Raw genomic sequence first — 26,120 nt, 5'->3', positions numbered from 1 at the left:
ACTCCGGGGCCACCCCGAACCCGTGAACTCTCGCCGAAGGACGCAACACGATGTATGCGCAGTTCGACACCCCGAAATCCCCGAACCGCCGCCCACACCGCCACCGATGGATCGCGGCGGCCGTTCTCGCCGCGCTCGCCGCACTGGCAGCGGCAGCGGTCGCGACGGCCCCGAACGGCAGCGCGCGTCCCACCGAATCCGAGTGCGAGGAAGCCACTTTCGCCGACACCGTCACTGGGTCCGGTGCCGGTGATGCCAGCAGCGGCCCGGCCGCGATCCTGGGCTTCAATCACGCCTACTACGTGGACCGATCCGCCGAGGCGGCGCGCCGGTTCCTGACAGTCGACTCGGTGCTGGCCACCGGTGACCAGTTGCAGGCCGGGATCAATGCCGTACCCGCCGACGTCCGCCACTGCGTGAGCATCTCCCCGTTGACCGGTGGCTCGGACCGGTGGGCGGTGACCGTCACCGAATACCGGCCCACCATCGAACCCTGGATTGCCCGCCAATCCGTGACCACCCGCAGCGTCGACGGGGCCACCTTGATCAGCGAGATCACCCTGGCCTGAACCGGCCAACCACACCGACCACCTGAATACCTCGGACCAACACCCGGCGACCCCCGAGCCCGGCCGTGCCCGAGGGTGGGGAAACGCTCCCGGAGGCCGTCCACAGCCCCGACCTCCGGGGGCGCCTACCCCGACTTCACCTGACTACACCGGTGGATCCCTTTCCACCAATCATGTCCATTGAAATATCGTAGAAGGGTTAGAAGATGGCGAATACGACCTGGTACAACGTCACCGATGGCGGACTGAAAACGTTGCAGCGCAGCCTGATTCCCCGCGAGGCCGACACCAAGAGCCAGCGCAGCTACAGCCCCACCATCCTTCCTGGACTGGTGCAGACCCACGACTACGCCCGCGCGATCCTCACCAAGTGCTCGGCCGTACTCGGACTGGCCGACGACAGCGAAGCAACCGCGCTCGCCCGCCTGGAACGCAAGAGCATGCTCGACCAGCCCGGCCACGAATTCCACATGCTCATCGACGAGCGTGCGCTGCGCCTGACGGTCGCAGCCCCGAGGTGATGGTCACCCAGATCCGGCACCTGATCGACATCCTGACCGCCCGTGACCACGTCCGAATCGGCATCATCCCGCTCAACGCCGACTTCGTCGCCCCGGCAATCAATTTCGTCATCAGCAACACCACCAGTGTCGACAGTGAGGGCATCGCGGGGCCGGCCGAGTACACCGATTCCCGCGAGGTCGAGTTGGTCGAACGAACCTTCGAGTTGCTCGCCGCCACAGCCGTCTATGGCGAGAAGCCCACTCCATCCTGGCCCGGGCGCTGGCCGCCCACGGCGAGTCCGGCATCTGATCCATCCGACCGGCCGCGAGGCCCGGACACCCTCACCCCCGCATCCCTCGTCGCGGTGGTCAGTAGACGTCCGGGTCCTCGCGGCAACCTCGAAGAGGTGAGGACGTGAAAACCTCCGACATTCCGGTGCTCGACGCCCGCAATCCCAATCCCGCACGAGTGTGCAACGCGCTAATGGGCGGAAAGGATCACTACGATGTCGATCGCGTGGTCGCTGAGCCCCTGCTCGCCGGCCAGCTTGCGATCGCGATGGCGGAAGCGCGCCGATTCGCCCGCCGCGCAGTCGAGTACCTGAGCATTGCGCACGGGGTGACCCAGGTGGTCGAGCTCGGTTGCGGTCTCCCGCTGGCACCGGATATCGGAGATGTCGCTGCCCGGGCGAACAGCAACGCCCGCACCCTCTACATCGACAACGACCTGCTCGTCGCAACCCACGCCCACGCCCTATTGAAAGACCCGAACGGTTTCGTTGGCGAAGTCGACCTCACTGACATCACCGCTGTCCTCGCACATATCACTGCGGTCATGGACTCGACCGTGCCGTTGACGATCTGCCTGTCGGGCACCGCTGAGTTCCTCAGCGATGCACCGGACGTGCTCGGCGCGCTAGCCCGCCAGCTCCCACCTGGGACCTGGATCGTGTTCAGCCACATCACGGGCGAGCTCGCCGACGACGACATCGGTTCCGCCGTCCGGGCTTTGGACGGGGTGGGCATCGCGTTTCATCCTCGCGACCTCGACACGATCACCACGATGCTGGCCCCGTACCGGCTTGCCGAACCCGGGTTGGTCGCACCGCACCGGTGGCGGCCTTTCGAGACCGAACACAGCGCCCTGTGGCCTCAGCATCCCGAGAACTGGGATCTGAGTGCCTACGCCGCCGTCGGACAACTGTCCTGATAGCGGCTTTGAACACACCGTCTTTGGTGCAGCACAACATTTTTCGCTGGCGCCCGCGTGGTTTCACGGGGTCGGCATCTCAACGGCGCGGACGCGACAGACACCGCGATCCGGCACGTGACAACGGAGGACCCCATGAGCATCCACCAGCTGGTCGTTATCGGCTATGACGAGATCGTCCGCAACAAGTACATGCCCGTCATCCGTGACGCGATCGACGAGGGGCACCTCGATTCCTGGTCGTTGATAGATCTCGAATCCGAGCGCGAGGTCATCGAGGCCCGCCTCGTCGGCGCGGACCCGCAACCACGGGCGAAGTTCTTCGTCCAGGCCGACCGAGGCGATCGCGCGCTGGCGATGGACACCGCGCTCACCGCGCTGCGTTTCCTGCGGTTGCCTGGCCTGCCGATGTTGGCTTATATCGCCACCGAGGTCGGTTCGCACGAGCCCTACCTGCGCCGCTGTGTCGAAGAGGGCATCGCCTCGCTGGTGGAGAAGCCGGTCCTGGCTCCGATGAGCGCGGGCGCGTTCGATCCCACACAGATCTCGGCGACCATGTCCGAACTGATCGCTAGCGCCTCGGCCAAGAGATCGCGACACTCGGTGATGACGTTGAGCCGCTATCACAGCATCTACAACGACCGGCTCATCGCACCCCTGCGGGAGCGGATGCTCACGTGGCGGGCGCCGGTGACCTCGTTTCATCTGCGGGCCGCCGGTGGTGTGTGGAATCTCGAGCACGAGTTCGTCACCCGCGACGATCACCCCTACCGGTACGGGTACGGGATGCTGATGCACGGCAGCTACCACTACATCGACCTCGCGGTGCAAGTCCTCGCGCTCAACAAGCTGCTGTTCACGGGCCGGCGGTTGAGGTTGCAGGTGTGCTCGTTCGGGGCGTTTCCCGCTGACCAAGGCCACCGGATGTCCTCGCGGGCGACGAAGTTGCTCGGTGGTCACGCGAAATGCGCTGTGCTGCGGCGTGAACCGCGCCGCTTTGGCGAGACGGACATCACCGCCACATTCCGGCTGATCGACGCCGACACAGAGGCCACCATCACCCTGGGCACACTGTCTTTCGAGCAGACGACACCATCAATTCGGAGCTGGTCGACCTTCCCGGACGGGGTGTACAACAAGAACGGCCGGACCAGCAGCGTCGATCTGGAAGCGCAGTTGTCGACGCTGTACTCGGTGCACGTGCACTGCTACGACGTGCCTCGCGGACCCGACGCCGACAAGATCGGCGCGGTCGCTGAGATCCTCACCCGGGCCAATGCCTCGCTGCTCACCGACGACGCCTACGTCACCCGCGAGACTTTCGACGGACTCTTCCACAGTGACAGCAACCGTGCCCTGATGCAGAACTGGTTGCGCGGTACCGAAATCCGCAGCCGTCTGCAAGACCACTACCTGCCGATGCGGGTGACCGAGGCCCTCGCCCTGTCGCTGCGCATCCCCGGCCAAATCGTGGAAGTCGACGGATTCTAGGAGGGTCCCATGTGCGTTGTTCGATCTCAACAAGACGTCACCGCCTTCTACCTCACCGCCTTGGCCAGTGGTGAGCCGACAGCGGAACGACTGAGCGCACCGGTCTCGGACAGGTTCGCCTCGTTTGTGAACGCTGTTGACCGACGAGCTCCTCGAACTGCCCTCGACCTCGGATACGGCAGAGGAACCTACACGCTGGCATTGGCCCGCGCCGGTTTCCAGGTCGTCGCCGTCGACCAGGTCCCGACCCACATCCTGCAGGCACGCCTGATGGGGCTCCCTGACTGGGCCGGGCGGATCGAGGCCGTTCAACAGCGAATCGAAAACTTCTCGATCACAAGGCGATTCGGCCTCGTCGTCGCAAAGGATGTCCTGCACTATCTTCGCCAAGATCAGGTCCGCGAGATCCTGACCCGCTGCATCCAGCGCGCCCCGGCTGGCACAGGGCATTTCCTCGAGGTGTTCACCGATATCACCCGCACCGACCGGCGAGGGCGTCGGGTGTTGATTGAGGACGAAGCCGCCTACGCCGCCGACACCTTCCGCACCACGATCGAACGCCTTTACACCGGATGGGACCGCCACATGAGTCTGACCCCCCACTGCGAACGCAATACCGACTCGGCGCACAACTACTTCGAAGCCAACAGGATCACCCTGCGTGCCTACCGCACCATCGACGTCGAGACCCACCGATGATCGACCGAAAACTCGGGCTCACGGTGATCGTGCCCTGCTACAACAGCGGGAACTTCGTTCTGGAGGCCGTCGAATCCGCTGTTCGCCAGCCGATGTCATTTCCCCACGAAGTTCTCGTAGTCGATGACGGCAGCGACGACCCCGACACGCTGGCCAGCATCGTCGCCTGCGAGGAGTTGCCGAACGTCCGCGCGATTCGGCGAAGCGACAACTGTGGCGCACAAGGGGCCCGAACCGCCGCGCTCCATTACGCCCGATACCCCTACGTCCTCCCGTTGGACTCCGATGACCGGCTGGCCACCGACCCCGACCTGCTCGCCGCCGGGAGCTACCCCGAACGAGCGGTCCAGCTCCTGGCCTCCTCACCGAACCTGGCGTTCGTCCACACTTACTCCCAGATGTTCGGCGCGTTCCACGGACTGACGATCTCGGCCTACCCCTGCCGCGAGGAACTGCTTGTCCGCAAGCATCACGCGCCGATGTCGATCGTCTACGGCCGCGCCGACGCCCTCGCCGCGGGTGGTTACGACCCGCGCGTCCGCAAGTGGCAGGACTGGGCGTTCGCCATCGACCTGCTCGCCACCCGGCACCGGCGCGGCAAACCCAACACCATCGGCTGCATACCGGGCCCGTTTCACGAGTACCGCGTCCACAGCCGCTTCGCCCGCCTCTCCGCCGCCCAGGTCGATGAACTGGAATCGGTGCACCTGGTGGTCGAGAAGAACCTCGCCTATTTCCATGCGGTCCTCGGCGAGAATCGTCCGGCCGCCGAGGTGGCGGCGTTCGTCTGCGCGAGCAAACCCGACCGGCTCACCGACCTGCTGCATATGGCGGCCGTCAACCTCGACCAAGCCCTGGCGGTGGCCCGAGGGCGCGTCGCCACCATGTCCTGCCCCACCGACGTCCTGGGGGTTCCATGAACGAGCCGAGCCCAACACCACCTTCGACCGGCGGTCGACAGACCCGAGACGAGCAGGCAATAAGCTGGGCGACTGTGACCGAAACCCACCACACAGACAGCATCGACCCCACGACCCTGCCGACGACTTTCGTACCGGTAGAGCTAGAGGGCGAGCTGTACGTACGGTGGGTAGACAACGGCTACTTCACAGCCGACGCGACCAGCGACAAACCCGCCTACGCCGTCGTTATCCCGCCGCCGAACGTCACCGGCCGCCTGCACATGGGCCACGCCTACGAACACACCCAGATCGACGCCATCACCCGCCGCAAACGCATGCAGGGCTACGAAACGCTGTGGCAGCCCGGCATGGACCACGCCGGAATCGCTACCCAGAACGTTGTCGAACGCGAACTCGCCAAAGAGGGCCTGTCCCGCCACGACCTCGGCCGCGAAGCGTTCGAGGCACGGGTCTGGCAGTGGAAAGCCGAATCCGGTGGCGCGATCTCCGACCAGATGCGTCGCCTCGGCGACGGCGTCGACTGGGACCGTGAACGGTTCACGATGGACGAGGGCCTCTCCCGCGCGGTCCAGACGATCTTCAAACGCCTCTACGACGACGGGCTCATCTACCGGGCCGAACGCATCATCAACTGGTGCCCGCGCTGCGCCACCGCGATCTCCGACATCGAAGTCGACCATAAAGACCTCGACGGCGAACTCGTCTCGATCCGCTACGGCGACGGTGCCGACGAGATCGTCGTCGCGACCACCCGCGCGGAAACGATGCTCGGCGACACCGCTGTAGCCGTGCACCCCGACGAACCCCGCTACCGCGACCTTGTCGGCCGCGAGATCGAACTCCCCTTGACCGGTCGCCGCATCCCCGTCGTCGCCGACGAGCACGTCGATCCCGAATTCGGCACCGGCGCGGTCAAAGTCACCCCCGCCCACGACCCGAACGACTTCGAGATCGGCCAACGCCACCACCTTCCCTCGCTGACGGTGATGGACGAGCACGCGATCATCACCGCCCCCGGCCCGTTCCAAGGGCTCGACCGGCTCGAAGCCCGCAGCGCCGTCGTCGCCGCCCTGCGCGCCGAGGGACGCATCGTCGCGGAGAAACGGCCCTACACCCACGCTGTCGGGCACTGCTCGCGCTGCGGCACCGTCATCGAACCGCGCCTGTCGATGCAGTGGTGGGTCAAGGTCGCACCGCTGGCCAAAGCCGCCGGTGACGCCGTCCGCGACGGCCGCGTCGCCATCCACCCGCCCGAGCTGGCCGGTCGCTACTTCGACTGGGTCGACAACCTGCGCGACTGGAACATCTCCCGCCAGCTGTGGTGGGGGCACCGCGTCCCCATCTGGTACAGCCCCACCGGCGAGACCATCTGCGTCGGACCCGACGACACCGCCCCCGAGGGCTGGACCCAGGACCCCGATGTCCTCGACACCTGGTTCTCCTCGGCCCTGTGGCCGTTCTCGACCATGGGCTGGCCTGACCAAACCGACAGCCTTGCCAAGTTCTACCCGAACACTGTCCTTTTCACCGGGTATGACCTGCTGTTCTTCTGGATCGCCCGCATGATGATGTTCGGGCTCTACGCCACCGGGCAACCTCCGTTCGCCGAGATCGCCTTGCACGGCATGGTGCGCGACAAACACGGCAAGAAGATGTCCAAGAGCTTCGGTAACGTGGTCGACCCGATCGACTGGATGGACGCCTACGGCACCGACGCGCTCCGCTTCGCTCTCGCCCGCGCCGCCAACCCCGGCACCGACGCACCCATCGCCGAAGAGACCGTCGCGGGCAGCCGCAACTTCACCACCAAACTGTGGAACGCGAGCCGATTCGCCCTCCTCAACGGCGCCACAACCACCGGGCCGCTGCCCCCGACCGAGGAACTCTCAGTCACCGACCGGTGGATTCTCTCGCGACTGAACACCGTGATCGCCGAAGTCGACAACTACTTCGAGGACTACCAATTCGCGAAACTGTCCGACCTGCTGTACCACTTCGCCTGGGACGAAACCTTCGACTGGTACCTGGAACTGTCCAAAGCCGTCTTCGCCCAAGGCGGTTCACCCGCAGAGGCATCGCGCCGGGCCCTCGGGCACGTGCTCGACACGCTGCTGCGGTTGCTGCACCCGCTCGTGCCGTTTGTCACCGAGAAACTGTGGACAACCCTCACCGGCGAAGAATCGGTCGTCATCGCCTCCTGGCCGCAAGACTCCGGCTTCCGTGACCCCGACGCCGAGGCCACGGTGGCGCAGCTCCAGCAGCTCGTAACCGATGTTCGCCGGTTCCGATCCGAGCAAGGTGTGCGCTCAAGCCAACGGGTCCCCGCCGAACTCGACCTCACCCCGGCACTGTCCGACCACGAGGCAGCCATCCGGCAACTGCTGCGACTCGATCCCCCGGCCACCGACTTCGACCCGACCGCCACGCTGCCAGTCGGCGATTCGCGCATCAGCCTCGACTTGTCGCAGGCAATCGACGTCGAGGCCGAGAAGCGTCGCCTCGAGAAGGATCTCACCGGCGCCCTCAAGGAGATCGAGGCCGCCGAGAAGAAGCTGAACAACGACGCCTTCTTGTCAAAGGCGCCCGACGACATCGTCGCTGGAATCCGCAACCGACACCAAAACGCTGAGACCGCGGCCCAACGAATCCGCGAACAACTCGCCGCGCTGCTGGGATAGCCCTTGCCCCGACAGCCTTCGTCGCATCCGAGGGCTGTCGGGTGCCTGAGTCATACAACATTGGTCCAGAAGAGCAAGGATCTCTTCAGAGCCAATTCGAGCAGACGGCACTATGAGGTCCACGGAACGCACAGTTGTCTCTCCTCGACGCCTACAAGAATTGGCAGCCAACCAGCGGCGGGTATCGTGGCCGGGCGTGGACCAGCGAATGGTGATCGTCGGTTGCGGCGGCAGCGGCAAGACTCATCTCGCCAACCAGCTCGGCGGCCTACTCGGACTCCCGCTGACCCACCTCGATGCCATCTACTACTACGACGACTGGAACCCGCTCCCAGCCGAAGAATTCCAGGCCATCCAACAGCGCCTTGTCGCCGGACCGCGCTGGCTGATCGAGGGCAACTACGCGGGCACGTTGCCGATTCGACTCGCCGCGGCCGACACCGTCGTATTCCTCGACCTACCCGCCATCACCTGCATCTCTGGCGTGCTGCAACGACGCTGGCGCTACCTGGGCGGTCAACACCGCGACGGCGTCTACGACCGCATCACATGGGGATTCCTGCGCTACATCTGGACCTACCGCGCCCAGATGCGCCCCCGCGTGCGCGAGCTGATTGCCGAACACGGCGACCAGGTCGAGCTGATCACGCTGACCAGTCGCCGCCAAGCCACGCGCTACCTCACCCGCCTGCGCGCTCAAACTCCCGCCACCAGCTGACACCGAAACCTTTCAGAGGCGAACCGTACTTCCACCGCGAAGGTAATGCCCGTGAGGACCTACAGCCCGACCTTGGCCGGTGCCCGGTTGATATGGGCGGCCAGCGCGGTGATGACGAGTTCAGCGTCGCGGTGAACCCCGCGCAGAGTGTTGGAGGAGAACGACCGCTGGAACTCCAGCCCGACGTAGACCAACCCCGGATGGGTGGTCGATACCCCGGCGCTGTGGAGTGGGTATCCGTCGGTGAGTGCGCCGAGTTCGGTGAGGTAGCCGAGGTTGGGTCGGTATCCGGTGGCGAAGAGCACGGTATCGACGGCTTCGCGGGTGCCGTCGGCCCAGACGATGGCGTCGGTGTCGAAGCTGGTGAACATCGGTTGCCGGTCCAGGTGTCCGGTAGTGAGGGCATGGTGGTAGTCGCCGGTGTCCATGACGAGGGTGCCGCCGACGTAGCGGATGAGCCATTCGGGTGGGAGTTGGTCGAAACCGGTGGAGACGAGCCAGTGGTGGATGTCGTGTCCGTCGCGGTGTTGGGGCAAGAAGTTGATCGGGTTGTGAGTGGCCAAAGTGACCGTGGCGTGGTCGGCGAGTTCGTAAGCGACCTGCACCGCGGAGTTGCCCGCACCGACAACGATCACCCGCTGACCGGTGTAGTCCTGGGGGCGGCGGTAGTCGGCGACATGCAGGAGGTTCCCGCCGAACTGGCCTTGCCCGGGAAGTTCAGGCAGATACGGGTTGCCGAAAGAGCCGGTGGCGGCGACGATCCCGGCGGTGTGGAGCTGTTGTCCATCAGCGGTGTGGACGACGAATCCTAGATCGGGGTGGGCCTCGACGGTGGTGACTGTGGTGTTGGTGCGGATGTCGGCGTCTAGGGTTTTGGCGTAACGGCGCAGGTAGTCGACGACTTCGTCGCGATGCGGGTAGTGGTCGGGATCGGCGGGAAATTCCAGGCCGGGCATGGTGCTGTGCTGGGCGGGTGAGAACAAAGTCAGGCTGTCGTAGTAGTGCGGCCAGGACCCGACGGCCTCGGGCCCGGCCTCGAGGACGACCGGGGTCAGGTGGTTGTCGGTGAGGGCGCGGGCGGCGGTGAGACCGGATTGTCCGGCGCCGATGACGAGTGCGTCGATCATGAGTGTTGTTCTTTCGGTGAGTGTTTCGGAATGGTGGATAGCGATAGCGCGGCAGCCGCTGCGGCGGCGATGCCGAGGATCACGAAGGTGGTGGGGTAGCCGCCCAGCCCGGTGGCCAGGGCTGTGGCGGCGAAGGGGGCCGAGGCCAGGGCGATGGTCATGGGTGCCGACAGCCAGCCGGTGAGTTGCCCGTAGTGGGCGGTGCCCCACCGGTCGGTGATCGCGGTGGCCTGTAGGAGGGTGAATACGCCGCGTGCCATCCCGGAGAGCACGGCGGCGGTAGTCAATGCTGCTGCTGTGGTGAAGATTCCGAGCAGCATCGTGGTGGCCGCGATCGCGACCAGGATGATTGTGGTGCGGGCTCGTACGGTGGTGCGGTCGGCGAAGGCGCTGTAGCCGATGCGGCTGGCGACTTGCCCGACCCCGCCGAGGCCCAGGGCGATCGCGGCGGTCGTGGTGGAGATTCCGCGTTCGGTCATCAACGGCACGAGGGTCACCACGACCGCGAACGAAGCGAACCCGGTGACACTCAGGGCGATCGCCAGTGCGAGGAAGGCTCGGCTGCGGGCGATCGTGCCGGGGTCAGCTTGATGGATGTGCTCGACTTCGGGTTCGGGGCGGTCGGGCCAGGGCAGTCGCAACCCGAACCAGTGCCCGGGAACGGTCACGATCGCAAGAATCACCGCGAGCACGAGATAGGTTGCACGCCAGTCCATGCGGGAGACCAGTGCGGCGGTCAGGGGTGCGAACACGGTGGAGGCAAGTCCACCTGAGAGGGTCAGCACGGTCAGCGCTTTCACCCGGTCGGGTCCGTACCAGCGGGTCAGCGCGGCGAACGCCGGTGGATACAGCACCGCACCCATCGCCACCCCGACCAATACCCAGCCGAGCAGAAACACCATGAGGGTCTGCGCGGTGGCCACGATGATCAGCGCGGCGACCGCGAGCACAGAGCCCGCGGTCATCACTACTCGTGGTCCGTGGCGGTCCAGGCGACGGCCGACGAGTATTCCGGTGAGGGCGGTGAGGAGTTGTCCGGCGGAGAACACCGCTGTCAGCGCGGTGGGTGACCAACTGGTGTCGGTGGCGATGGATCCGAGCAGGACGGGGAAGGCGTAGAACAGGATTCCCCAGCTGGTGATCTCGGTGACGCACAAGACCACCAGCACCCGCCGCAACCCGGTCGCGGCGGGTGCCGTCGGTGTCGAAACAGCCTGCATCGCAGTGGATCAGCGCGCGGGCGAGGAGGTCAGGGGCAGTTCCTGGATCGCGGTCGGGACGCTGAGGGTCAGCTCCTGCACGGCGGTCGGGGCCCCGCAGCATCCGCCTGTGGATTCTTCGGCGGGGGCGTCGAACAGGCCGGATCCGCCGCAGACCCCGGTGTCGGGCAGGGTGAGTTCGACTCGTTGCGCGGCTTCGTGGTCTCCGGCGAGGGCGGCGACGATGGAGCGGACCTGCTCGTAGCCGGTCATCGCCAAGAACGTCGGTGCGCGGCCGTAGCTCTTCATCCCGGCCAGGAACACGCCGGGTTCGGGGTGGGACAGTTCGGTGACTCCGTGCGGGTAGACCGTGCCACAGGAATGCGCGTTCGGGTCGATCAACGGCGCCAGCTTCGTCGGAGCCTGCAAGGTGGCGTCGAGGTCGAGACGGATTTCCGAGAGCCAGGACAGGTCCGGGCGGAACCCGGTCAGCACGATCACTTCATCGACATCGGTGACAGGGTCGCCTTCGGCGGGGATGAGCGTGAGCTGGCCGTGGTCGGTATGTTCGACGGTCTCGGTGCGGAATCCGGTGACCACGTTGATGTGTCCGGCCTCGACCGCTGCCTGAGCGCGCAGCCCGAGGGCGCCACGAGCGGGCAGTTCGTCGGCTTGCCCGCCACCGAAGGTCGATCCGATCGTGCCCCGACGCAGCAGCCACGTGATGCGAGTGCCCGGGTGCTCGCCGGCCAATTCGGCGAGCACGATCAACGCGGTGAGCGCAGAGTGCCCACTTCCGGCGACGACCACGTGACGGCCAGCGTGGCGGGCCGCGATATCAGGGTCGGTGAGGTCTGGCACACGGTAGGAAATACGTTGCGCCGCAGCGGCTTCGCCGATGGCGGGCAGCCCGTCTCCGCCGAGCGGGTTCGGTGTCGTCCAGGTGCCGGAGGTGTCGATAACCGCGCGGGCGATGATTCGTTCCTCGCGCCCGTGGGCGCTACGCACGTGCACGGTCAACGGTTCGCTGTCGCGTCCGGCGTCCACGACCCGGTCGCGGCCTCGACGCGCGACACCGGTCACCTCGGTGTTGAACCGGGCCGAATCGCCGAGTGCTGCGCCGAGCGGGCGCAGGTAGTGCTCGACCCACTCCGCGCCGGTCGGGTAGCCCTCGAGGTCGGGTTCGGTCCAGCCCGCAGCGTCGAGCAGCGGGCGTGCGGCCGGGGCGATCAGCTCGGCCCAGCGCGAGAACACCCGCACGTGATGCCATTGCGCGACGGCAGCACCGGCGTGCTCGCCGCGTTCGAGCAGCAGGAACGGCAGCTCACGGCGGGTCAGCTCGGCAGCGGCGGCCAGGCCGACCGGCCCAGCTCCGATAACTACGACAGGCAGGGAGTTCATAACGAACCTTCTTTCATCGATGCAGATCGATTAACTACGGCCGAGAGTATCGACTGGCATCGATGAAAGCAACCATCGATCTACGTCGATATACTGGCCGCATGCCCATCGCTCTGCCCCAAGCCCAGGTCCTGCCGACCGGCGAAGCCACCACCTACGCCGAGTGGTTCGCCTGCCTGGCCGAACCAGTGCGAGTGCGGCTGCTGCACGCGGTGGCCACGACCCCGAAAGGCATCACGGTCGGCGCGTTGACCGAGATCCTGGGCACCAGTCAGTCCACGACCTCCCATCACGTCCGCAAGCTCGCCGACGTGGGATTCGTGCGCCTGCACAAGGAAGGTGCCGCGACCATCGTCACCGTCAACGAGGCATGCTGCGCCGGACTGCCGCACGCCGCCGACGCGGTGATGGGCCTGCTCGCCCCGCGCCCGTGCTGCCCCGCCGACCTGCCCACCGACGTCACCATCCGCGCCCTCGAACCCGGCGACTGGGCCGAGGTGCGCCGCATCTACGCCGAGGGCATCGCCACGGGGATCGCGACCTTCGAGACCGAGGTCCCCACCCGCGCCCACCTCGACAAGCATTGGCTGCCCGCCCACCGATGGGTCGCCGAGATCGACGGCCGCGTCGTCGGCTGGACCGCCGCCAGCCCGGTATCGAGCCGCGACTGCTACGCCGGGGTCGCCGAGACCTCGGTCTATGTCGCCGACTCCCACCGTGGACGCGGCGTCGGCAAGGCGCTGCTGCACAAGCAGGTCCTCGCCGCGGACGACGATGGCTTGTGGACGTTGCAGACCTCGATCTTCACCGACAACCGCGCCTCGCTGGCCTTACACCACAGCGCCGGATACCGCACCGTAGGCGTCCGCGAACGCATCGCCCAACGCGACGGCGTCTGGCACGACACCGTCCTGCTCGAACGCCGCTCACCTGTGCGATAGGGCTAGCCCCTGGCGTTCACCGGCTGTTTGCTTGCCTCGCCATATTGATATCGGTCAATATTGGCGTATGTCGAAGTCGAAGTTGGTGGTGACGCCTGTGCAGGCGTGCTCCGCCGCGCCACTGGTGCGTGAGCCCCTGTCCGAGCCTCACGCCGTCGAGCTGGCGAGCGTGTTCAAAGCACTGTCGGATCCGGTCCGGCTGCGCCTGCTGAGCACGATTGCCTCCCGTGAGGGCCAGGAAGCCTGCGTGTGCGACCTGTCGGCCGGGATCGAGTTGACCCAGCCCACGATCTCCCATCACCTCAAGGTGCTGCGCGAAGCCGGGCTGCTCGACAGCGAACGCCGCGCCTCCTGGGTGTACTACCGGGTCGTCCCCGAAGCCCTGCAACGACTGTCGGAAGTTCTGCTCGTCGAGAGCGGCACCGCGATCGGAGTCACCGCATGAGCACGACCACCACCGAGCACCCCGCCGTCGTCGGCAAGCTGTCGACTCTCGACCGGTTTCTGCCGGTCTGGATCGGCGTCGCCATGATCGCCGGGCTGTTGCTGGGCCGGATGATTCCCGGTCTCGGTGACACCCTCTCGGCCGTGGAGATCGACGGCATCTCGCTGCCGATCGCCATCGGCCTTCTCATCATGATGTACCCGGTGCTGGCGAAGGTCCGCTACGACCGACTCGACACCGTCACCGGCGACCGCAAACTCCTGATCAGCTCCCTGGTGCTGAACTGGATCCTCGGCCCGGCCTTGATGTTCGCCCTGGCGTGGCTGTTGCTGCCGGATCTGCCCGAGTACCGGACGGGACTGATCATCGTCGGTCTGGCCCGTTGCATCGCGATGGTCATCATCTGGAACGACCTCGCCTGCGGTGACCGTGAGGCCGCTGCCGTGCTGGTCGCGTTGAACTCGGTGTTCCAGGTGATCATGTTCGCAGTCCTGGGCTGGTTCTACCTCTCGGTCCTGCCGGGTTGGCTCGGCCTGGAACAGACCACCATCGACACCTCACCGTGGCAGATCGCGAAATCGGTGCTGATCTTCCTTGGCATTCCGCTGTTGGCCGGATTCCTGACCCGCCGCTTCGGCGAGCGCGCCAAGGGCCGCGAATGGTACGAATCCAGCTTCCTGCCCAAGATCGGGCCGTGGGCGCTGTACGGGCTGCTGTTCACCATCGTGATCCTGTTCGCCCTGCAAGGTGAGCAGATCACCTCCCACCCCCTCGACGTCGTCCGCATCGCGATCCCTCTGTTGGCCTACTTCGCGATCATGTGGGGCGGCGGCTACGCGATGGGCGCGGCCCTGGGCCTGGGCTACGAACGCACCACCACCCTCGCGTTCACCGCTGCGGGCAACAACTTCGAACTCGCCATCGCCGTCGCGATCGCCACCTACGGCGCCACCTCCGGTCAAGCCCTGGCCGGAGTCGTCGGCCCGCTCATCGAGGTCCCCGTGCTCGTGGCCTTGGTCTATGTGTCCCTCGCCCTGCGGAAACGATTCCAGCCAACCCCACACACCGGTGTCGCGACGACCGATGAGGTGACACCGCGGTGAGCACCACCCCGTCCGTGCTGTTCGTCTGTGTGAAGAACGGTGGCAAATCGCAAATGGCGGCCGGGCTGATGCGAGCCGTCGCCGGTAACCGCGTGCAGGTCCATTCCGCCGGAACCGCACCCGGCACCACCGTCAACGCTCTCTCCGCCGAAACGCTGCGCGAAGTCGATGTCGACATCAGCGCCGAGATCCCGAAACCGATCGACCCGGCCCTACTGCGCTCGGTCGACGTGGTCGTCACGCTCGGGCGGGAAGCACATATCGACCCGGTCGACGGGGTGCGGATCGTCAACTGGGACACCGACGAACCCTCCGTACGCGGCATCGACGGCATCGAGCGCATGCGCTTGGTTCGCGACGACATCGCCGCCCGCGTCAACAACCTGCTCACCGAACTCACCACACCCGTCGAGCAACGGACACACCCATGAGCGACAGCCCACTCGCGCCCACTCACACCCGCCACGACCTGACCATCGACCAGCAACTCGCCCTCAAAACCGCCGCCACGCACCTGCAACGCGAGTTCGACGGAACCTTCGGAATCGAGACCATCGAACGGTTCCTGCACTCCTCCTACGACCAGTTCGCCGGACGCGCGACCGTCATCAACTACCTGCCGCTACTGGCCGAACGCTTCGCCCGCCAACGCCTGCACGCCCTGGCCCGCGTCGAAGGCAAAGCCCATACCGGCACCCCAACAGTGCTGTTCCTGTGCACCCACAACGCCGGACGCTCCCAAATGGCCCTCGGGTTCTTCGCCCACCTCGCCGGAGACCGCGCGGTGGCCTGGTCCGGCGGCAGCGAACCCGGCGACGAGATCAACCCCGCCGCCATCGCCGCGATGGCCGAGGTCGGCATCGACATCACCACCGAGTTCCCCAAGCCCTGGACCGAGGAAATCATCCAAGCCGCCGACGTCGTCATCACCATGGGCTGCGGCGACGCCTGCCCTCTCTACCCCGGACGCCGCTACGAGGAATGGGACCTCGACGACCCCGCCGACCTCGACATCACCGCCATCCGGCCCGTCCGCGACGAGATCGAAACCCGCGTCCGGCTCCTGCTCACCGAACTCGACCTCCCCGCCAACTGAAAGGCACCGCCCCCCATGACCACCAAGCCCAGCGTGCTGTTCGTCTGCGTCCACAACGCCGGACGCTCCCAGATGGCCGCCGGATTCCTCACCCACCTCGCCAGCGACGCCATCGAGGTCCGCTCCGCCGGAAGCGCACCCGCCGACACGATCAACCCCTCCGCAGTCGCGGCGATGGCCGAACTCGGCATCGACATCTCCGACCAGAAACCGAAGATCCTCACCTACGACGCCGTGGAAACCTCCGACATCGTCATCACCATGGGTTGCGGCGACACCTGCCCGTCGTTCCCCGGTGTCAGCTACCGCGACTGGGTCCTGGAAGACCCCGCAGGCAAGGGCGTGGACTCGGTCCGCCCGATCCGCGATGAAATCAAGACACGAGTTGAAGCCCTCGTCACAGAGTTGTTGTCGACCCGAGCCTGAACCTGCCCGGCACGCATACCGCAGCGAGCGTCACGCCTACGACATAGTTGGTGCGACGCTCGATGCGTTCGCGGCCCTGACGTGGCTGACCACTGCCGCACACCGGATGTCGCCACTGGTGTACGTCCGGTGCGCTCGAGGGGCCGGCAATCTGCAAGCGGGTGGGAGCGCTCAACGAGATCGGTTGCGGCCTTGGGGGATCCGTCATCTGCGGCGCAATACCCAGACCCGGTGACGGACACCTTATCCCTTGCGGCCCACGGCAGACGCCGATGTCGGTGACCGCGGTGCGTGCAACCAGCCCGCCCCGAACATGGTGTTGCGGACGAGCTCACGCGGGTGCTTGCTGGGCGAGGTAGGCATCTCGGCATCCCGGTGCGCAGAAACCGATGATTTCTCCGTTGTCCTCGACCGTGATCGCTCCCGCTCCGTGGCGCACGAGCATCCCACAGATCGGGTCGACGAGGCGTCCTTCCGGGACCGGCATACCTCTGCCTGCCTTGACCGCGGCCTGATAATCGGCGGTCAGCGCATGCAGGACGTCGGCGGCGGTGGAGGCCTTGCCGTCCATGCCGATACTGCCGTCGGCGACGCCGTTCACCAGGACCCACATGGTGCCGGGCTCACGCCGTCGGCCGTGCGCGTTGTCGACCTGGCGGATCGCGGCCTTGATCACGCCGATCATGTGCCGCGCGGTCTCGTCCTGCCATTCCTTGGGCACGGTGACCGATGCGACTACGGGCGGGGCGACGTCGGGGCTCGCAGGGCCGTCACCAGTGTGCCAATAGCTCAGGTCGCGGAAACCCAGATGGGCCATCTGGCGGGCCCGATACATCGTCTCAGCCGGTGCGTGATCGCTGGAGAGCACCACCGACCAGATGTGCTCGGCAATCGATTGCCGGTCGGCCTCGTCGAAACGACCGGCAGGACTCGCTATCTCGATCAGGATCATGTCTGTCTCCTTCGCTCGGGTCAGTTCAGGATCACGCCGCGACCGCGCGCCGTCGATTACGTCGTGGGTAATGGAGCATGCACGGACCGGTCGGCACAATCTAGGGGTGACCACGGCATCCGCTCCGGCAGGCACCCTGCTCCGGCAATGGCGCACGCGACGCCGACGCTCCCAGCTCGATGTGGCACTTGCAGCCGACATCTCCACGCGGCATCTGAGCTTCCTCGAGACCGGGCGGGCGGTGCCGAGCCGGACGATGATCACCCGGCTGTGCGATGAACTCGAAGTCCCGCTTCGGGATCGCAACACATTGTTCCTCGCTGCCGGGCTGGCACCGGAGTATCCCGAACATCCCCTGGATGATCTCGGTACGGCCCGCCACGCTATCCAGGCAGTACTCGCCGGACACGATCCCAACCCCGCTGTCGCGGTCAACGCGCGCTGGGAGGTCCTGGCCGCCAACCGGGCTATGTCGGCCATGCTGTCGGCGGTGCCGACCACGCTCACCGGTCCTCCACTCAACATGCTGCGCGCAACCTTGCACCCCGAAGGCCTGGCACCGCAGTTGCGCGACCCAGCGCGCTGGCGCGACAACGCGCTTCGCCGGGCCCGCCGCCAGTACGAACGCACCGCCGACCCCCAACTCGCCACCCTGATCACCGAGATCGAGTCCTACCCGATCGCTGCCACCGCGGACACGAACCCCGATCCCCTCGACGACCTCGTCATCCCGATGCGCTTGACCACCGACCTCGGCGAACTGTCCCTGATCTACGCGGTGACAGTATTCGGCTCGCCCCGCGACATCACGATGGACGAACTCGCGATCGAGACCTTCTTCCCCGCGGACGAGGCGACACGAGCACTACTGCCCAGGTTGGTCGACCCCTGCCCATCAGCGACTACGCGCGACTAGTTTCGCTCGGTCACGCACCTCGGGGCGACACTCGCCCGCTGGCGAAACTCATCCGACAACTCGTGCACCAAGCACCCGGCCATCTGAATTGCGAACTGGATCAGTCCATGCCCAAGCGACAACCGGCCGTCGGCTGAGACATAAGACCATCCACGGCACAGCCCAGCAATCTCGACGGCCGGACCACAGCCGTCGACCGAACGGGCTAGGAGGCCGCGTTCTCATCGGCGCTGCTGGTGTAAGTGACCGGCCAGCAGGTGACGCCAGGCGAATGCGCCAGGCCAGGTCCATGTGCAAAGCCAATGAGTCGTTGCCCGTTTTTCGACAGGGCTACCTCGACATGTAGACGCAAGACGGAGTCGAGCGCTGCCTGGTCCAGCGATTGCGGAAGCAGGACCTCCATCCATCCGTCCTGCCAACTGGTACTCATTTTCCCATTGTTGCCGCTCGGTCCGCTCAAGGTATCGGCGCCTGGGTCCCATTTTTCACACCACCGTGAACGCCCCGGCAACAAGCAGCACGGCGGCTATGAAGATGGAGGCAGTCCAGGGGTGGGCTTCTAGCGGTCTTCATCGCGATACCGCGATACGCGAACGCGCCCAGCAATCAAACCCCGAGCTAGGTGCCCCTGATCACACCACCGCGACAGTCGCGCAGCGGGACAGTAAATTTGGCGTGCGGTGCCGACTTGTCGGCCCCTCTTCGCGGATATACATCGAGTTGTCGACACCCGAGAAATTCGACTATGGAGGTCTGAAGGTGCACGTCGCGTTCGGACCGCCTGCGCACCTCGGCGCGCCTCTCGCGCAAGCGTCCAACACTCGCCCCCGCCCATTCGATCGGGGCCGATCGGTGAGCGTGTCCCGATTGCCGGCCATGTTACCCATTCGTTACCATTGGGTCATAATGCGACTTCTGGTTCCATCACGACGGGCCGGATGGCCGACAGCGCTGTTCCTGGCAGCGCTGCTTGTGGTGCCCGCTGTCGACTGCTCGCTGGTCCGCGAACACTCTCACCTCGACGGCCATCACGCTCCCGCCGCCGCGAGCCCGATGCTCGACGCTCACGACTTTCTGAACGGGATCACCACAGCTGCACACTGTGACGTCGACGCTCTCCACTGCACAGTCAAAGCGATCCCGCCGGGGATCGTGACGCTCGTCTTCTCTTTGCTGATGCTCGCCGCGATCACCGCGGTATTCGCTGCGACTCCGCTTCCACCGGCGGGTGGAGTCGGTATTCGTGGCCCGCCTGGGCGGCCGCGATCCCCCTGTGGTCGCACAATCCTGTCTCTGCACTGCATCGCCCGACGCTGACCGGTCAGCGCCAGGCCGACTCGACATGTCGGCCGGGGACCGCTGTCCGTCGTCGTGACGCGCCGCCCATCGCGAGCGCGATTGCAGGAAGAGACAAATACGTGAACAAGGTCATGCTCACCAAGAAGCTCGACCACTACCCTCGTCTGCTCGGCGCCCCTGACGCCACCCACGCTCCGCGCGGATTGGTCGGCAACACGCCTGTGTTGTGGATCGGGGAACCGTTCGCAGAGTCGGGACGTGGATTCTGGGCCAAGCTCGAAGGCTTCAATCCCGGTGGGATGAAAGACCGACCAGCGCTCCACATGGTGCGCCGCGCCCGCGAGCGCGGAGATCTGCGCCCTGGCGCTCGCGTCGTCGAGTCGACGAGCGGCACGCTGGGTCTGGGCCTCGCTCTGGCGGGCATGGTCTACCAGCATCCAGTAACCGTCGTGACCGATCCCGGCCTGGAACCGATCGTGGCCAAGATGCTGGCCGCCTACGGGGCGAGGGTCGAACTGGTGGCCGAGCCGCATCCCAGCGGCGGCTGGCAGCAGGCCCGTCGTGAGCGCGTGGCCCAACTACTGGCCCGAGACCCTGACGCCTGGTGCCCCGACCAATACAGCAACCCCGACAACGTCGACGGGTACGAATCTCTTGCGCTCGAGCTGATCGAACAGCTCGGCACCGTCGACACGTTGGTCTGCGCGGTCGGAACGGGCGGCCACTCCGCAGGCGTCGCGCGAGTGCTGCGCCGGTTCAACCCGGCGATGAAACTGGTCGGGGTCGACACTGTCGCCTCGACGATCTTCGGCCAGCCCGCCGGACCGCGGCTTATGCGCGGCCTGGGCTCGAGCATCTTTCCCGCCAACGTGGACTACGACGCCTTCGACGAAGTCCACTGGATCGCCCCCGCCGAAGCGGTGTGGGCCGCGCGGACCTTGGCCTCTACCCATCACGCGACCGGCGGCTGGAGTGTCGGCGCGGTTGCCTTGGTCGCGGGTTGGCTCGCCCGGGTGAGCGACCCGGATACCAATATCGCGGCCGTCTTTCCGGACGGCCCGCTGCGCTACTTCGACACGATCTACAACGACGCCTATTGCGCCGAACACGGGCTGTTGGACGCGGCCCCGCCGGTTGAACCCGACACGATCGCACATCCAGGGGATCGGGTCGTCCAGAGCTGGACCAAGTGCTCCTCAGTCCGTTCCCCGCTGTCGTGGCCGGCCAGGGAGTTCACCTCATGAGCGTGTTCACCAAATTCGCCAGTTTCGACCGGCCCGCACAACTGCTGATGATCAACCAGTTCGGCATCAACCTCGGCTTCTACATGCTGATGCCCTATCTGGCCGGCTACCTGGCCGGCCCACTGGGGCTGGCGGCATGGGCGGTCGGGCTCGTCCTCGGTGTTCGCAACTTCTCCCAGCAGGGCATGTTCCTTATCGGCGGAACACTGGCCGACCGGCTCGGCTACAAACCGCTCATCGTCGCCGGCTGCCTGTTGCGCACCGGCGGATTCGCCCTGTTGATCGTGGCGAACTCACTACCGACCGTCCTGATCGCCTCGGCGGCGACCGGATTCGCCGGGGCCTTGTTCAACCCAGCTGTCCGCGCGTATCTCGCCGCCGATGCCGGTGAACGTCGCGTCGAGGCCTTCGCCGTGTTCAACATGTTCTACCAAGCGGGCATCCTCGCAGGCCCTCTGGTGGGATTGGCGTTGATGGCGGTCGATTTCCGAGCCACCGCGGCCGTTGCCGCGACGGTGTTCGCCGCACTGACCGTCGCGCAACTGTTCGCACTGCCTGCCCGCAGAGGCAAGCCCTCGACGGAGAAGACCTCAGTACTCGAGGATTGGCGCACCGTGATGTCCAATCGGCGGTTCCTCGCGTTCTCCGTAGCCATGATCGGCTCCTACGTGTTGTCTTTCCAGGTCTACCTGGCGCTGCCGCTTCAAGCCGAGTTCATCGCAGGGGCTCAGGCTCAAACGTTGGTTTCGGCGTTGTTCGTCGTGTCCGGTGTTGTCGCGGTCGCGGGCCAGTTGCGCATCACCGCATGGCTGCGCGCCAGATGGGGTGCGGGCCGAAGTCTTGTCGCCGGTATGACAGTCCTCGCTGCATCGTTCGTCCCGTTGATCGTGGTGTCGGGACCGAGCCCGTTCGGGACGATCACCGCCGTCGTGGCACTCCTGGTCACGACGACCTTGCTGGCGATCGGCACCGCCGCGGTCTTCCCCTTCGAGATGGACACCGTTGTGTCCTTGTCGGGCGACAGGCTCGTCGCGACGCACTACGGGTTCTACAACACCGTCGTCGGGGTCGGCATCCTCATCGGCAACCTCGCCACCGGAGCCATCGTCGGCGCTGCCCGCGACGCGGGAGCCGATTGGGCGGTGTGGGCAGGGCTGACCGCTATCGGTGCTATCGCGGCCCTTGCCCTGGTGCGGCTGGAACGCACCGACCCCGCGCCCTCGGAACCGGCACAGCACCGGCTTGCCACCGGTTCGCCGACGGCCCGGCGTTGAGCCGCGCCCGCTACGGAGTCAGGAACACCACCACCGGAGTCGAACGCCGAGGACCCCCAGCGGAGCCCTCGGCCACCCCGACATTCCGGACTATGAGAAGGACACATGACATGAACACCATCCTGCGGCGCATCGCCGTCATCACCGGCGCCGTCGCGACCGCGACTGTGTTGACCGGCGGCGTCGCTTCCGCACATCTGGCCGTCGAAGCCCCCGGAGCGAAACAAGGGGTCTCCTCGGTCCTGTCGTTCCGCATCTCCAACGAGTCAGACCAAGCCTCGACCACTGTGTTGACAGTCGAGCTCCCGGGTCTGAAAACCGCACGGACCGAGACCATGCCCGGCTGGGACGCGGTCGTGCACCGCGACTCGAACAACTTGGCGACCTCGGTGACCTGGACCGCAGCCCCCGGCACCGGTGTCGGTCCCGGCCGATTCCAACGTTTCGTTCTCTACGCCGGCCCTATGCCGAAGCAGGACACAGTGGAGTTCAAAGCCGTGCAGACCTATAGCGACGGTCGGGTCGACACCTGGGATCAGCCAACCCCTGCCGGTGCGGACGAACCGGAATTTCCGCTGCCTGTGTTGACCCTCGCGGCCGCCGACCCCGGCGACGGTCACTCGCACGGCACTGAGGACGAATCCGTCCAAGCGGGTCATCCTGAGACCGATACCGATGCCGCGCTCTGGTTCGGAATCGGCGGTCTGATCCTCGGTGGAGTCGGCGCGGCGGCGGGACTCGCCGCGCTGGCCCGAACTCACCGCTGACCAAGGCAGCCGAGCACAGGTCGATGCGGCGCCGGGCATGATTCACCGCCCGGCGCCGCTCACTACCGTCAAGCCGCGATCTCTGCTGCCGCAGCCCGTGCACTGATCGCACGTTTGAGCCTGATCAGTTCCTTGGGTGCGTTCACCGCAACGGCGCCGACGATGACATCGCGGGCGGTGAACGCGACCACCAGTCGATCCTCAGCCGGGTCGTCGATCAGGACACGCTCGGCGTCGCCGAGTGCGGGGAGGCCGGCGATCTGGATGCGGGCACCGTGCACGTTGGTCGCGAAGGACGGAACTGCGGAGTAATCTTCCGCTGCCTCGGGGCCCGCGAGCAGGTTGCGGGCCGCTACGGCGCCCTGTTCGTTGGCGTTGGCCCAGTGCTCGACGCGCACCAGCGCACCACCGTAGAGCGGGTGCGACCACCTCGCCACATCCCCCGCGGCGACGATCGCCGATTCGCCTGCAGCGAACAGCGAACTGGTGCACACGACCCCGTTGTCGAGCTTCAGGCCGCTCTCGCGCAGCCAGTCGGTGTTCGGTTCCACACCGGTACCCGCGACGACCAGGCTCGTCGGGATTGCGCTTCCGTTGTTCAAACGCACTGCGGTGACCCGGCTTTCACCGTCGAAACCACTCGCACGGACGCCGGATACCAGCTCGACGCCGTGGCGCTCGTGGTGGCGAGCGAGCCACCGCGCGGCCCGCTCCCCCACCGTCGCAGCCATCGGATGGATCCCGGCGTCGATGAGGGTGACAGCGATACCCTGCCGCCGGGCCGTCGATGCCACTTCGCTGCCGACGAAGCCGCCACCGATCACGGTCAGGTGCGATGGGCCTGCGGCCAACTCGGCACGCAGCGCGAGCGCGTCGTCGACCGTGCGCAGGCTGTGCACGCCGCCCGGTGGCGTCGTGAAACCACGAGGTCGCGCACCGGTTGCAATGACGAGCCCGTCGAACCGAACGTCCGAACCATCGTCGAGTACGACTGCTCGATCGACGGTACTCAGTGCTGTGGCCCGCCTGCCACGCAGCCAGTCACTGTCGAGCAGTTCCGCGCCGGGCAGGGTGATGTCGTCGTCGCCGTCGAGGACGCTTTTCGACAGGGGCGGTCGGTTGTAAGGCGCGTGGTTCTCCGCGCCGATCAAGGTGATGTCACCGGCGAAGTTCTCCGCTCGCAGTGCCTGTATCGCGCGTAGACCCGCGAGAGAAGCTCCGACCACGACTATCCGATTCAGCTTTGTCATACCGACACCATACATACCCCTTGGGGGTACCGGTAAAGTTTCATACGTATACCCCCTAGGGGTTTACAAACGAGCCGCTACGTCGTATCGTTCGTTCTCGGAAAGCCCCAGAAGCACAAGGAGAAAATGGTCATGAGCGCCAACACCAGCACCAGCACCTACGTCGTTTCGGGTATGTCGTGTGGCAGCTGCGTCGGCAAGGTCAAGGCCGAGATCGGCAAGCTCGACGGCATCAACGGTGTCGACATCGAACTCGCCACCGGCCGGATGACCGTCATCGGCGCAGGCGCGGTCGACGACGCGCTGATTCAGGACACCGTCGAGAACCTCGGCTACGAGCTCGTCCAGAACTGATGCCCCGTCGCCTCCATGTCACCGCCCTCGACTCGGTGACATGGAGGCAGAGCGTCGGGGAAGTCAGTGCCTCTGTACGGGTGGCCGCGCTCAGCTTCATCAGGTGCACAGCACCGATACAGCAGTAGAAGGACAACCCCGATGATTACCTCGCTGTTCGCCAACCGCGACTATCTGCGACTTTTCACCGCCCAGATGACGGCCCTGTTCGGGACCGGCCTCACCACCGTCGCGCTCGGCCTACTCGCCTACGAACTCGCCGGCGCCGACGCCGGCGCGGTCCTCGGCACCGCACTGACCATCAAGATGCTCGTCTATGTGACGGTCGCCCCGATCGTCGCCGCCTACGCCGACCGGTTCCCGCGCAGACTCTTCCTCGTCTCGCTCAACGCGATTCGCGCGGGAGTCGTGCTCGCTCTACCGTTCATCGACCAGATCTGGCACATCTACGTGTTGATCGCGGTCCTACAGACCGCCTCGGCCGCCTTCACCCCCACCTACCAGGCCGTGATCCCCGACATCCTGCCCGACGAACGCGACTACACCCGCGCACTGTCGGCGGCCCAGCTCGCCGCCACCATGGAGACGCTGCTCAGCCCGATGCTGGCCGCAGCAGCGCTCACCCTCATCAGCTTCCACTGGCTGTTCGTCGGCACCGCCATCGGCTTCGCGGTCTCAGCCGTCCTCGTGATCTCGACACGTATCCCCAACGCGGGCGCCACCACCCCGGGCAGCTTCCGTGAACGAATCACGGTCGGAATGCGGATCTTCGCCGCCACTCCACGGCTGCGCGGCCTGCTCGGCCTGAACCTCGTCGTGGCGGCAGCCGGGTCGGTGATCATGGTCAACACTGTCAACTACGTCCGCGACACGCTCGGCGGAACACAAACCGGAGTCGCGATTCTGCTGGCCGCCAATGGCTTCGGAACAATGATCGTCGCGCTGGCCCTGCCACGCGTCCTCGACAGGATCGGCGCTCGGCCCGTGATGCTGGTCGGCGCCGCGACGTTGATCTTCGGACTCGGGTCGGCCATCACGTTGTCGACTGCCGATGCGGGCCAATGGCGTTGGAGCGCCGCGATGGCGACATGGGCCGTGATCGGCGCCGGCACCGCCGCCATCCTCACTCCCACCGGACAGATCCTGCGTAAGTCTTCGCAGCCCGCCGATCGCGCCGCGCTGTTCGCCGCTCAGTTCTCCCTGTCACACCTGGCCTGGCTGCTCACCTACCCGATCGCCGGGTGGCTCACCAGTGCGGCCGGATTCACTACCACCTGGATCGTGTTGGCCGTCCTCGCAGCCGTCGGTACCACGGTCGCGGTGCGGTCCTGGCCGCGTCACGATCCCGAGCAGATCACCCACCTACACGAGGTGGGCACCATCGACCCCGCCCGCCTGACCGACGCGATCCGCATCAGCGAGCGCCTCTACCAGCACACCCACCCCTACGTCATCGACGCCGATCACCGGCAGTGGCCGCGCGCAACGCGCCAGTTGGCCCTCGTCGCCTAGTCGGACACAGAAAGAAAGGAAAC

Annotated in this window: 24 protein-coding genes and 1 pseudogene; 20 read left to right on the top strand and 5 right to left on the bottom strand. The window is 66.1% G+C overall.

The genetic code is table 11. The features are described 5' to 3' along the window. Positions 1-50 precede the first annotated feature (50 nt). The 8 genes and pseudogenes from HYG95_RS17340 (at position 51) to HYG95_RS17300 (ending at position 8,791) form a co-directional block, all read left to right on the top strand. On the top strand, positions 51-569 hold the full coding sequence (locus tag HYG95_RS17340) for a hypothetical protein (RefSeq protein WP_181698995.1): 519 nt from the start codon (positions 51-53) through the stop codon (positions 567-569). 206 nt (positions 570-775) lie between these two features. Then, a pseudogene (locus HYG95_RS25195) lies at positions 776-1,491 on the top strand (DUF5753 domain-containing protein). Further along, a complete protein-coding gene (locus HYG95_RS17325) occupies positions 1,488-2,282 on the top strand; it encodes an SAM-dependent methyltransferase (protein WP_220139534.1) in 795 nt (264 codons plus the stop codon). Before HYG95_RS25195 ends, HYG95_RS17325 begins: the two are co-directional and overlap by 4 nt. A 135-nt stretch (positions 2,283-2,417) precedes the next feature. Next, complete coding sequence (locus HYG95_RS17320; protein WP_181698987.1) at positions 2,418-3,773, top strand: hypothetical protein; 1,356 nt, start codon at positions 2,418-2,420, stop codon at positions 3,771-3,773. Between the two features lie 9 nt (positions 3,774-3,782). After that, positions 3,783-4,472 (top strand): trans-aconitate 2-methyltransferase, encoded by a 690-nt coding sequence (locus HYG95_RS17315; RefSeq protein WP_181698985.1) that lies wholly within the window; start codon positions 3,783-3,785, stop codon positions 4,470-4,472. Beyond that, positions 4,469-5,392 carry a glycosyltransferase family A protein gene (locus tag HYG95_RS17310; protein WP_181698983.1) on the top strand — a complete coding sequence of 308 codons (924 nt, stop codon included), beginning with the start codon at positions 4,469-4,471 and terminating at the stop codon, positions 5,390-5,392. Before HYG95_RS17315 ends, HYG95_RS17310 begins: the two co-directional genes overlap by 4 nt. Positions 5,393-5,466: 74 nt before the next feature. Continuing rightward, on the top strand, positions 5,467-8,073 hold the full coding sequence (locus HYG95_RS17305; RefSeq protein ID WP_370465831.1) for a valine--tRNA ligase: 2,607 nt from the start codon (positions 5,467-5,469) through the stop codon (positions 8,071-8,073). A 196-nt stretch (positions 8,074-8,269) separates the two neighbouring features. Continuing rightward, on the top strand, positions 8,270-8,791 hold the full coding sequence (locus tag HYG95_RS17300; RefSeq protein WP_220139532.1) for a hypothetical protein: 522 nt from the start codon (positions 8,270-8,272) through the stop codon (positions 8,789-8,791). 59 nt (positions 8,792-8,850) lie between these two features. On the opposite strand, the gene HYG95_RS17295 is transcribed toward HYG95_RS17300, so the two are convergent. Genes HYG95_RS17295 through HYG95_RS17285 form a run of 3 tightly spaced genes read right to left on the bottom strand, consistent with a single transcriptional unit; the run spans position 8,851 to position 12,518 of the window. Next, entirely contained in the window at positions 8,851-9,918 is a 1,068-nt protein-coding gene (locus HYG95_RS17295; protein WP_181698973.1) for an NAD(P)/FAD-dependent oxidoreductase, read from the bottom strand. Further along, positions 9,915-11,138 (bottom strand): MFS transporter, encoded by a 1,224-nt coding sequence (locus tag HYG95_RS17290; protein ID WP_181698971.1) that lies wholly within the window; start codon positions 11,136-11,138, stop codon positions 9,915-9,917. Before HYG95_RS17290 ends, HYG95_RS17295 begins: the two co-directional genes overlap by 4 nt. 9 nt (positions 11,139-11,147) lie before the next feature. After that, positions 11,148-12,518: an NAD(P)-binding domain-containing protein gene (locus HYG95_RS17285; protein WP_181698969.1), complete on the bottom strand. Its 1,371-nt coding sequence runs from the start codon at positions 12,516-12,518 to the stop codon at positions 11,148-11,150. 101 nt (positions 12,519-12,619) lie between these two features. Here HYG95_RS17285 and HYG95_RS17280 point away from each other — a divergent pair, with 101 nt between their 5' ends. The 6 genes from HYG95_RS17280 (at position 12,620) to HYG95_RS17255 (ending at position 16,529) form a co-directional block, all read left to right on the top strand. Beyond that, positions 12,620-13,459: a GNAT family N-acetyltransferase gene (locus HYG95_RS17280; RefSeq protein ID WP_255495443.1), complete on the top strand. Its 840-nt coding sequence runs from the start codon at positions 12,620-12,622 to the stop codon at positions 13,457-13,459. Between the two features lie 67 nt (positions 13,460-13,526). Further along, positions 13,527-13,904, top strand: a complete 378-nt coding sequence (locus HYG95_RS17275) for a helix-turn-helix transcriptional regulator (protein ID WP_086843861.1) — start codon at positions 13,527-13,529, stop codon at positions 13,902-13,904. Then, positions 13,901-15,007 (top strand): ACR3 family arsenite efflux transporter, encoded by a 1,107-nt coding sequence (gene arsB / locus HYG95_RS17270; protein ID WP_181698966.1) that lies wholly within the window; start codon positions 13,901-13,903, stop codon positions 15,005-15,007. The genes HYG95_RS17275 and arsB overlap by 4 nt, the downstream gene beginning before the upstream one ends. Beyond that, positions 15,004-15,438 carry a low molecular weight phosphatase family protein gene (locus HYG95_RS17265; RefSeq protein WP_181698965.1) on the top strand — a complete coding sequence of 145 codons (435 nt, stop codon included), beginning with the start codon at positions 15,004-15,006 and terminating at the stop codon, positions 15,436-15,438. The genes arsB and HYG95_RS17265 overlap by 4 nt, the downstream gene beginning before the upstream one ends. After that, positions 15,435-16,103: an arsenate reductase ArsC gene (locus HYG95_RS17260; protein WP_181698964.1), complete on the top strand. Its 669-nt coding sequence runs from the start codon at positions 15,435-15,437 to the stop codon at positions 16,101-16,103. The genes HYG95_RS17265 and HYG95_RS17260 overlap by 4 nt, the downstream gene beginning before the upstream one ends. Before the next feature lie 15 nt (positions 16,104-16,118). After that, positions 16,119-16,529, top strand: a complete 411-nt coding sequence (locus HYG95_RS17255; RefSeq protein WP_181698963.1) for an arsenate reductase ArsC — start codon at positions 16,119-16,121, stop codon at positions 16,527-16,529. A 331-nt stretch (positions 16,530-16,860) separates the two neighbouring features. Here HYG95_RS17255 and HYG95_RS17250 read toward each other — a convergent pair whose 3' ends face one another. Continuing rightward, on the bottom strand, positions 16,861-17,481 hold the full coding sequence (locus HYG95_RS17250) for a hypothetical protein (RefSeq protein ID WP_181698962.1): 621 nt from the start codon (positions 17,479-17,481) through the stop codon (positions 16,861-16,863). A gap of 106 nt (positions 17,482-17,587) precedes the next feature. On the opposite strand from HYG95_RS17250, the gene HYG95_RS17245 reads away from it, so the two are divergent. The 4 genes from HYG95_RS17245 to HYG95_RS17230 all read left to right on the top strand — a co-directional run bounded on the left by HYG95_RS17245 (position 17,588) and on the right by HYG95_RS17230 (position 22,981). Next, positions 17,588-18,397: a helix-turn-helix domain-containing protein gene (locus tag HYG95_RS17245; protein WP_370465830.1), complete on the top strand. Its 810-nt coding sequence runs from the start codon at positions 17,588-17,590 to the stop codon at positions 18,395-18,397. 1,430 nt (positions 18,398-19,827) lie between these two features. Further along, positions 19,828-20,940 carry a PLP-dependent cysteine synthase family protein gene (locus tag HYG95_RS17240; protein WP_181699050.1) on the top strand — a complete coding sequence of 371 codons (1,113 nt, stop codon included), beginning with the start codon at positions 19,828-19,830 and terminating at the stop codon, positions 20,938-20,940. After that, entirely contained in the window at positions 20,937-22,214 is a 1,278-nt protein-coding gene (locus HYG95_RS17235; protein ID WP_181698960.1) for an MFS transporter, read from the top strand. Before HYG95_RS17240 ends, HYG95_RS17235 begins: the two co-directional genes overlap by 4 nt. A 110-nt stretch (positions 22,215-22,324) precedes the next feature. Then, positions 22,325-22,981: a YcnI family protein gene (locus HYG95_RS17230; RefSeq protein ID WP_181698959.1), complete on the top strand. Its 657-nt coding sequence runs from the start codon at positions 22,325-22,327 to the stop codon at positions 22,979-22,981. 68 nt (positions 22,982-23,049) lie between these two features. Here HYG95_RS17230 and HYG95_RS17225 read toward each other — a convergent pair whose 3' ends face one another. Further along, the gene (locus HYG95_RS17225) at positions 23,050-24,231 is read right to left on the bottom strand and encodes an NAD(P)/FAD-dependent oxidoreductase (RefSeq protein ID WP_181698958.1); all 1,182 of its coding nucleotides are present in this window, start codon (positions 24,229-24,231) and stop codon (positions 23,050-23,052) included. 132 nt (positions 24,232-24,363) lie between these two features. Between HYG95_RS17225 and HYG95_RS17220 the strand changes: the two genes are divergently transcribed. Together HYG95_RS17220 and HYG95_RS17215 are read left to right on the top strand one after the other, a co-directional pair. Beyond that, the gene (locus HYG95_RS17220; protein ID WP_181698957.1) at positions 24,364-24,585 is read left to right on the top strand and encodes a heavy-metal-associated domain-containing protein; all 222 of its coding nucleotides are present in this window, start codon (positions 24,364-24,366) and stop codon (positions 24,583-24,585) included. A 141-nt stretch (positions 24,586-24,726) separates the two neighbouring features. Next, positions 24,727-26,097: an MFS transporter gene (locus HYG95_RS17215; RefSeq protein ID WP_220139531.1), complete on the top strand. Its 1,371-nt coding sequence runs from the start codon at positions 24,727-24,729 to the stop codon at positions 26,095-26,097. The last annotated feature ends 23 nt before the right edge of the window (positions 26,098-26,120 follow it).

The organism is Nocardia sp. GTS18, from assembly GCF_013839555.1.
In the GTDB taxonomy this organism is placed as follows: Bacteria; Actinomycetota; Actinomycetes; order Mycobacteriales; family Mycobacteriaceae; genus Nocardia; species Nocardia rosealba.
The sequence above is the reverse complement of the archived record's forward strand: the minus strand, read 5'-3'. Positions and strand labels throughout refer to the sequence as shown.

What these genes read in the sequence shown, in the direction of transcription:
- HYG95_RS17340 (WP_181698995.1), top strand. Translation starts at nt 51, where the DNA reads ATGTATGCGCAGTTCGACACCCCGAAATCCCCGAACCGCCGCCCACAC.
- HYG95_RS17320 (WP_181698987.1), top strand. Translation starts at nt 2,418, where the DNA reads ATGAGCATCCACCAGCTGGTCGTTATCGGCTATGACGAGATCGTCCGC.
- HYG95_RS17315 (WP_181698985.1), top strand. Translation starts at nt 3,783, where the DNA reads ATGTGCGTTGTTCGATCTCAACAAGACGTCACCGCCTTCTACCTCACC.
- HYG95_RS17310 (WP_181698983.1), top strand. Translation starts at nt 4,469, where the DNA reads ATGATCGACCGAAAACTCGGGCTCACGGTGATCGTGCCCTGCTACAAC.
- HYG95_RS17295 (WP_181698973.1), bottom strand. Translation starts at nt 9,918, where the DNA reads ATGATCGACGCACTCGTCATCGGCGCCGGACAATCCGGTCTCACCGCC.
- HYG95_RS17290 (WP_181698971.1), bottom strand. Translation starts at nt 11,138, where the DNA reads ATGCAGGCTGTTTCGACACCGACGGCACCCGCCGCGACCGGGTTGCGG.
- HYG95_RS17285 (WP_181698969.1), bottom strand. Translation starts at nt 12,518, where the DNA reads ATGAACTCCCTGCCTGTCGTAGTTATCGGAGCTGGGCCGGTCGGCCTG.
- HYG95_RS17280 (WP_255495443.1), top strand. Translation starts at nt 12,620, where the DNA reads ATGCCCATCGCTCTGCCCCAAGCCCAGGTCCTGCCGACCGGCGAAGCC.
- HYG95_RS17275 (WP_086843861.1), top strand. Translation starts at nt 13,527, where the DNA reads ATGTCGAAGTCGAAGTTGGTGGTGACGCCTGTGCAGGCGTGCTCCGCC.
- arsB (WP_181698966.1), top strand. Translation starts at nt 13,901, where the DNA reads ATGAGCACGACCACCACCGAGCACCCCGCCGTCGTCGGCAAGCTGTCG.
- HYG95_RS17260 (WP_181698964.1), top strand. Translation starts at nt 15,435, where the DNA reads ATGAGCGACAGCCCACTCGCGCCCACTCACACCCGCCACGACCTGACC.
- HYG95_RS17255 (WP_181698963.1), top strand. Translation starts at nt 16,119, where the DNA reads ATGACCACCAAGCCCAGCGTGCTGTTCGTCTGCGTCCACAACGCCGGA.
- HYG95_RS17250 (WP_181698962.1), bottom strand. Translation starts at nt 17,481, where the DNA reads ATGATCCTGATCGAGATAGCGAGTCCTGCCGGTCGTTTCGACGAGGCC.
- HYG95_RS17240 (WP_181699050.1), top strand. Translation starts at nt 19,828, where the DNA reads ATGCTCACCAAGAAGCTCGACCACTACCCTCGTCTGCTCGGCGCCCCT.
- HYG95_RS17235 (WP_181698960.1), top strand. Translation starts at nt 20,937, where the DNA reads ATGAGCGTGTTCACCAAATTCGCCAGTTTCGACCGGCCCGCACAACTG.
- HYG95_RS17230 (WP_181698959.1), top strand. Translation starts at nt 22,325, where the DNA reads ATGAACACCATCCTGCGGCGCATCGCCGTCATCACCGGCGCCGTCGCG.
- HYG95_RS17225 (WP_181698958.1), bottom strand. Translation starts at nt 24,231, where the DNA reads ATGACAAAGCTGAATCGGATAGTCGTGGTCGGAGCTTCTCTCGCGGGT.
- HYG95_RS17220 (WP_181698957.1), top strand. Translation starts at nt 24,364, where the DNA reads ATGAGCGCCAACACCAGCACCAGCACCTACGTCGTTTCGGGTATGTCG.
- HYG95_RS17215 (WP_220139531.1), top strand. Translation starts at nt 24,727, where the DNA reads ATGATTACCTCGCTGTTCGCCAACCGCGACTATCTGCGACTTTTCACC.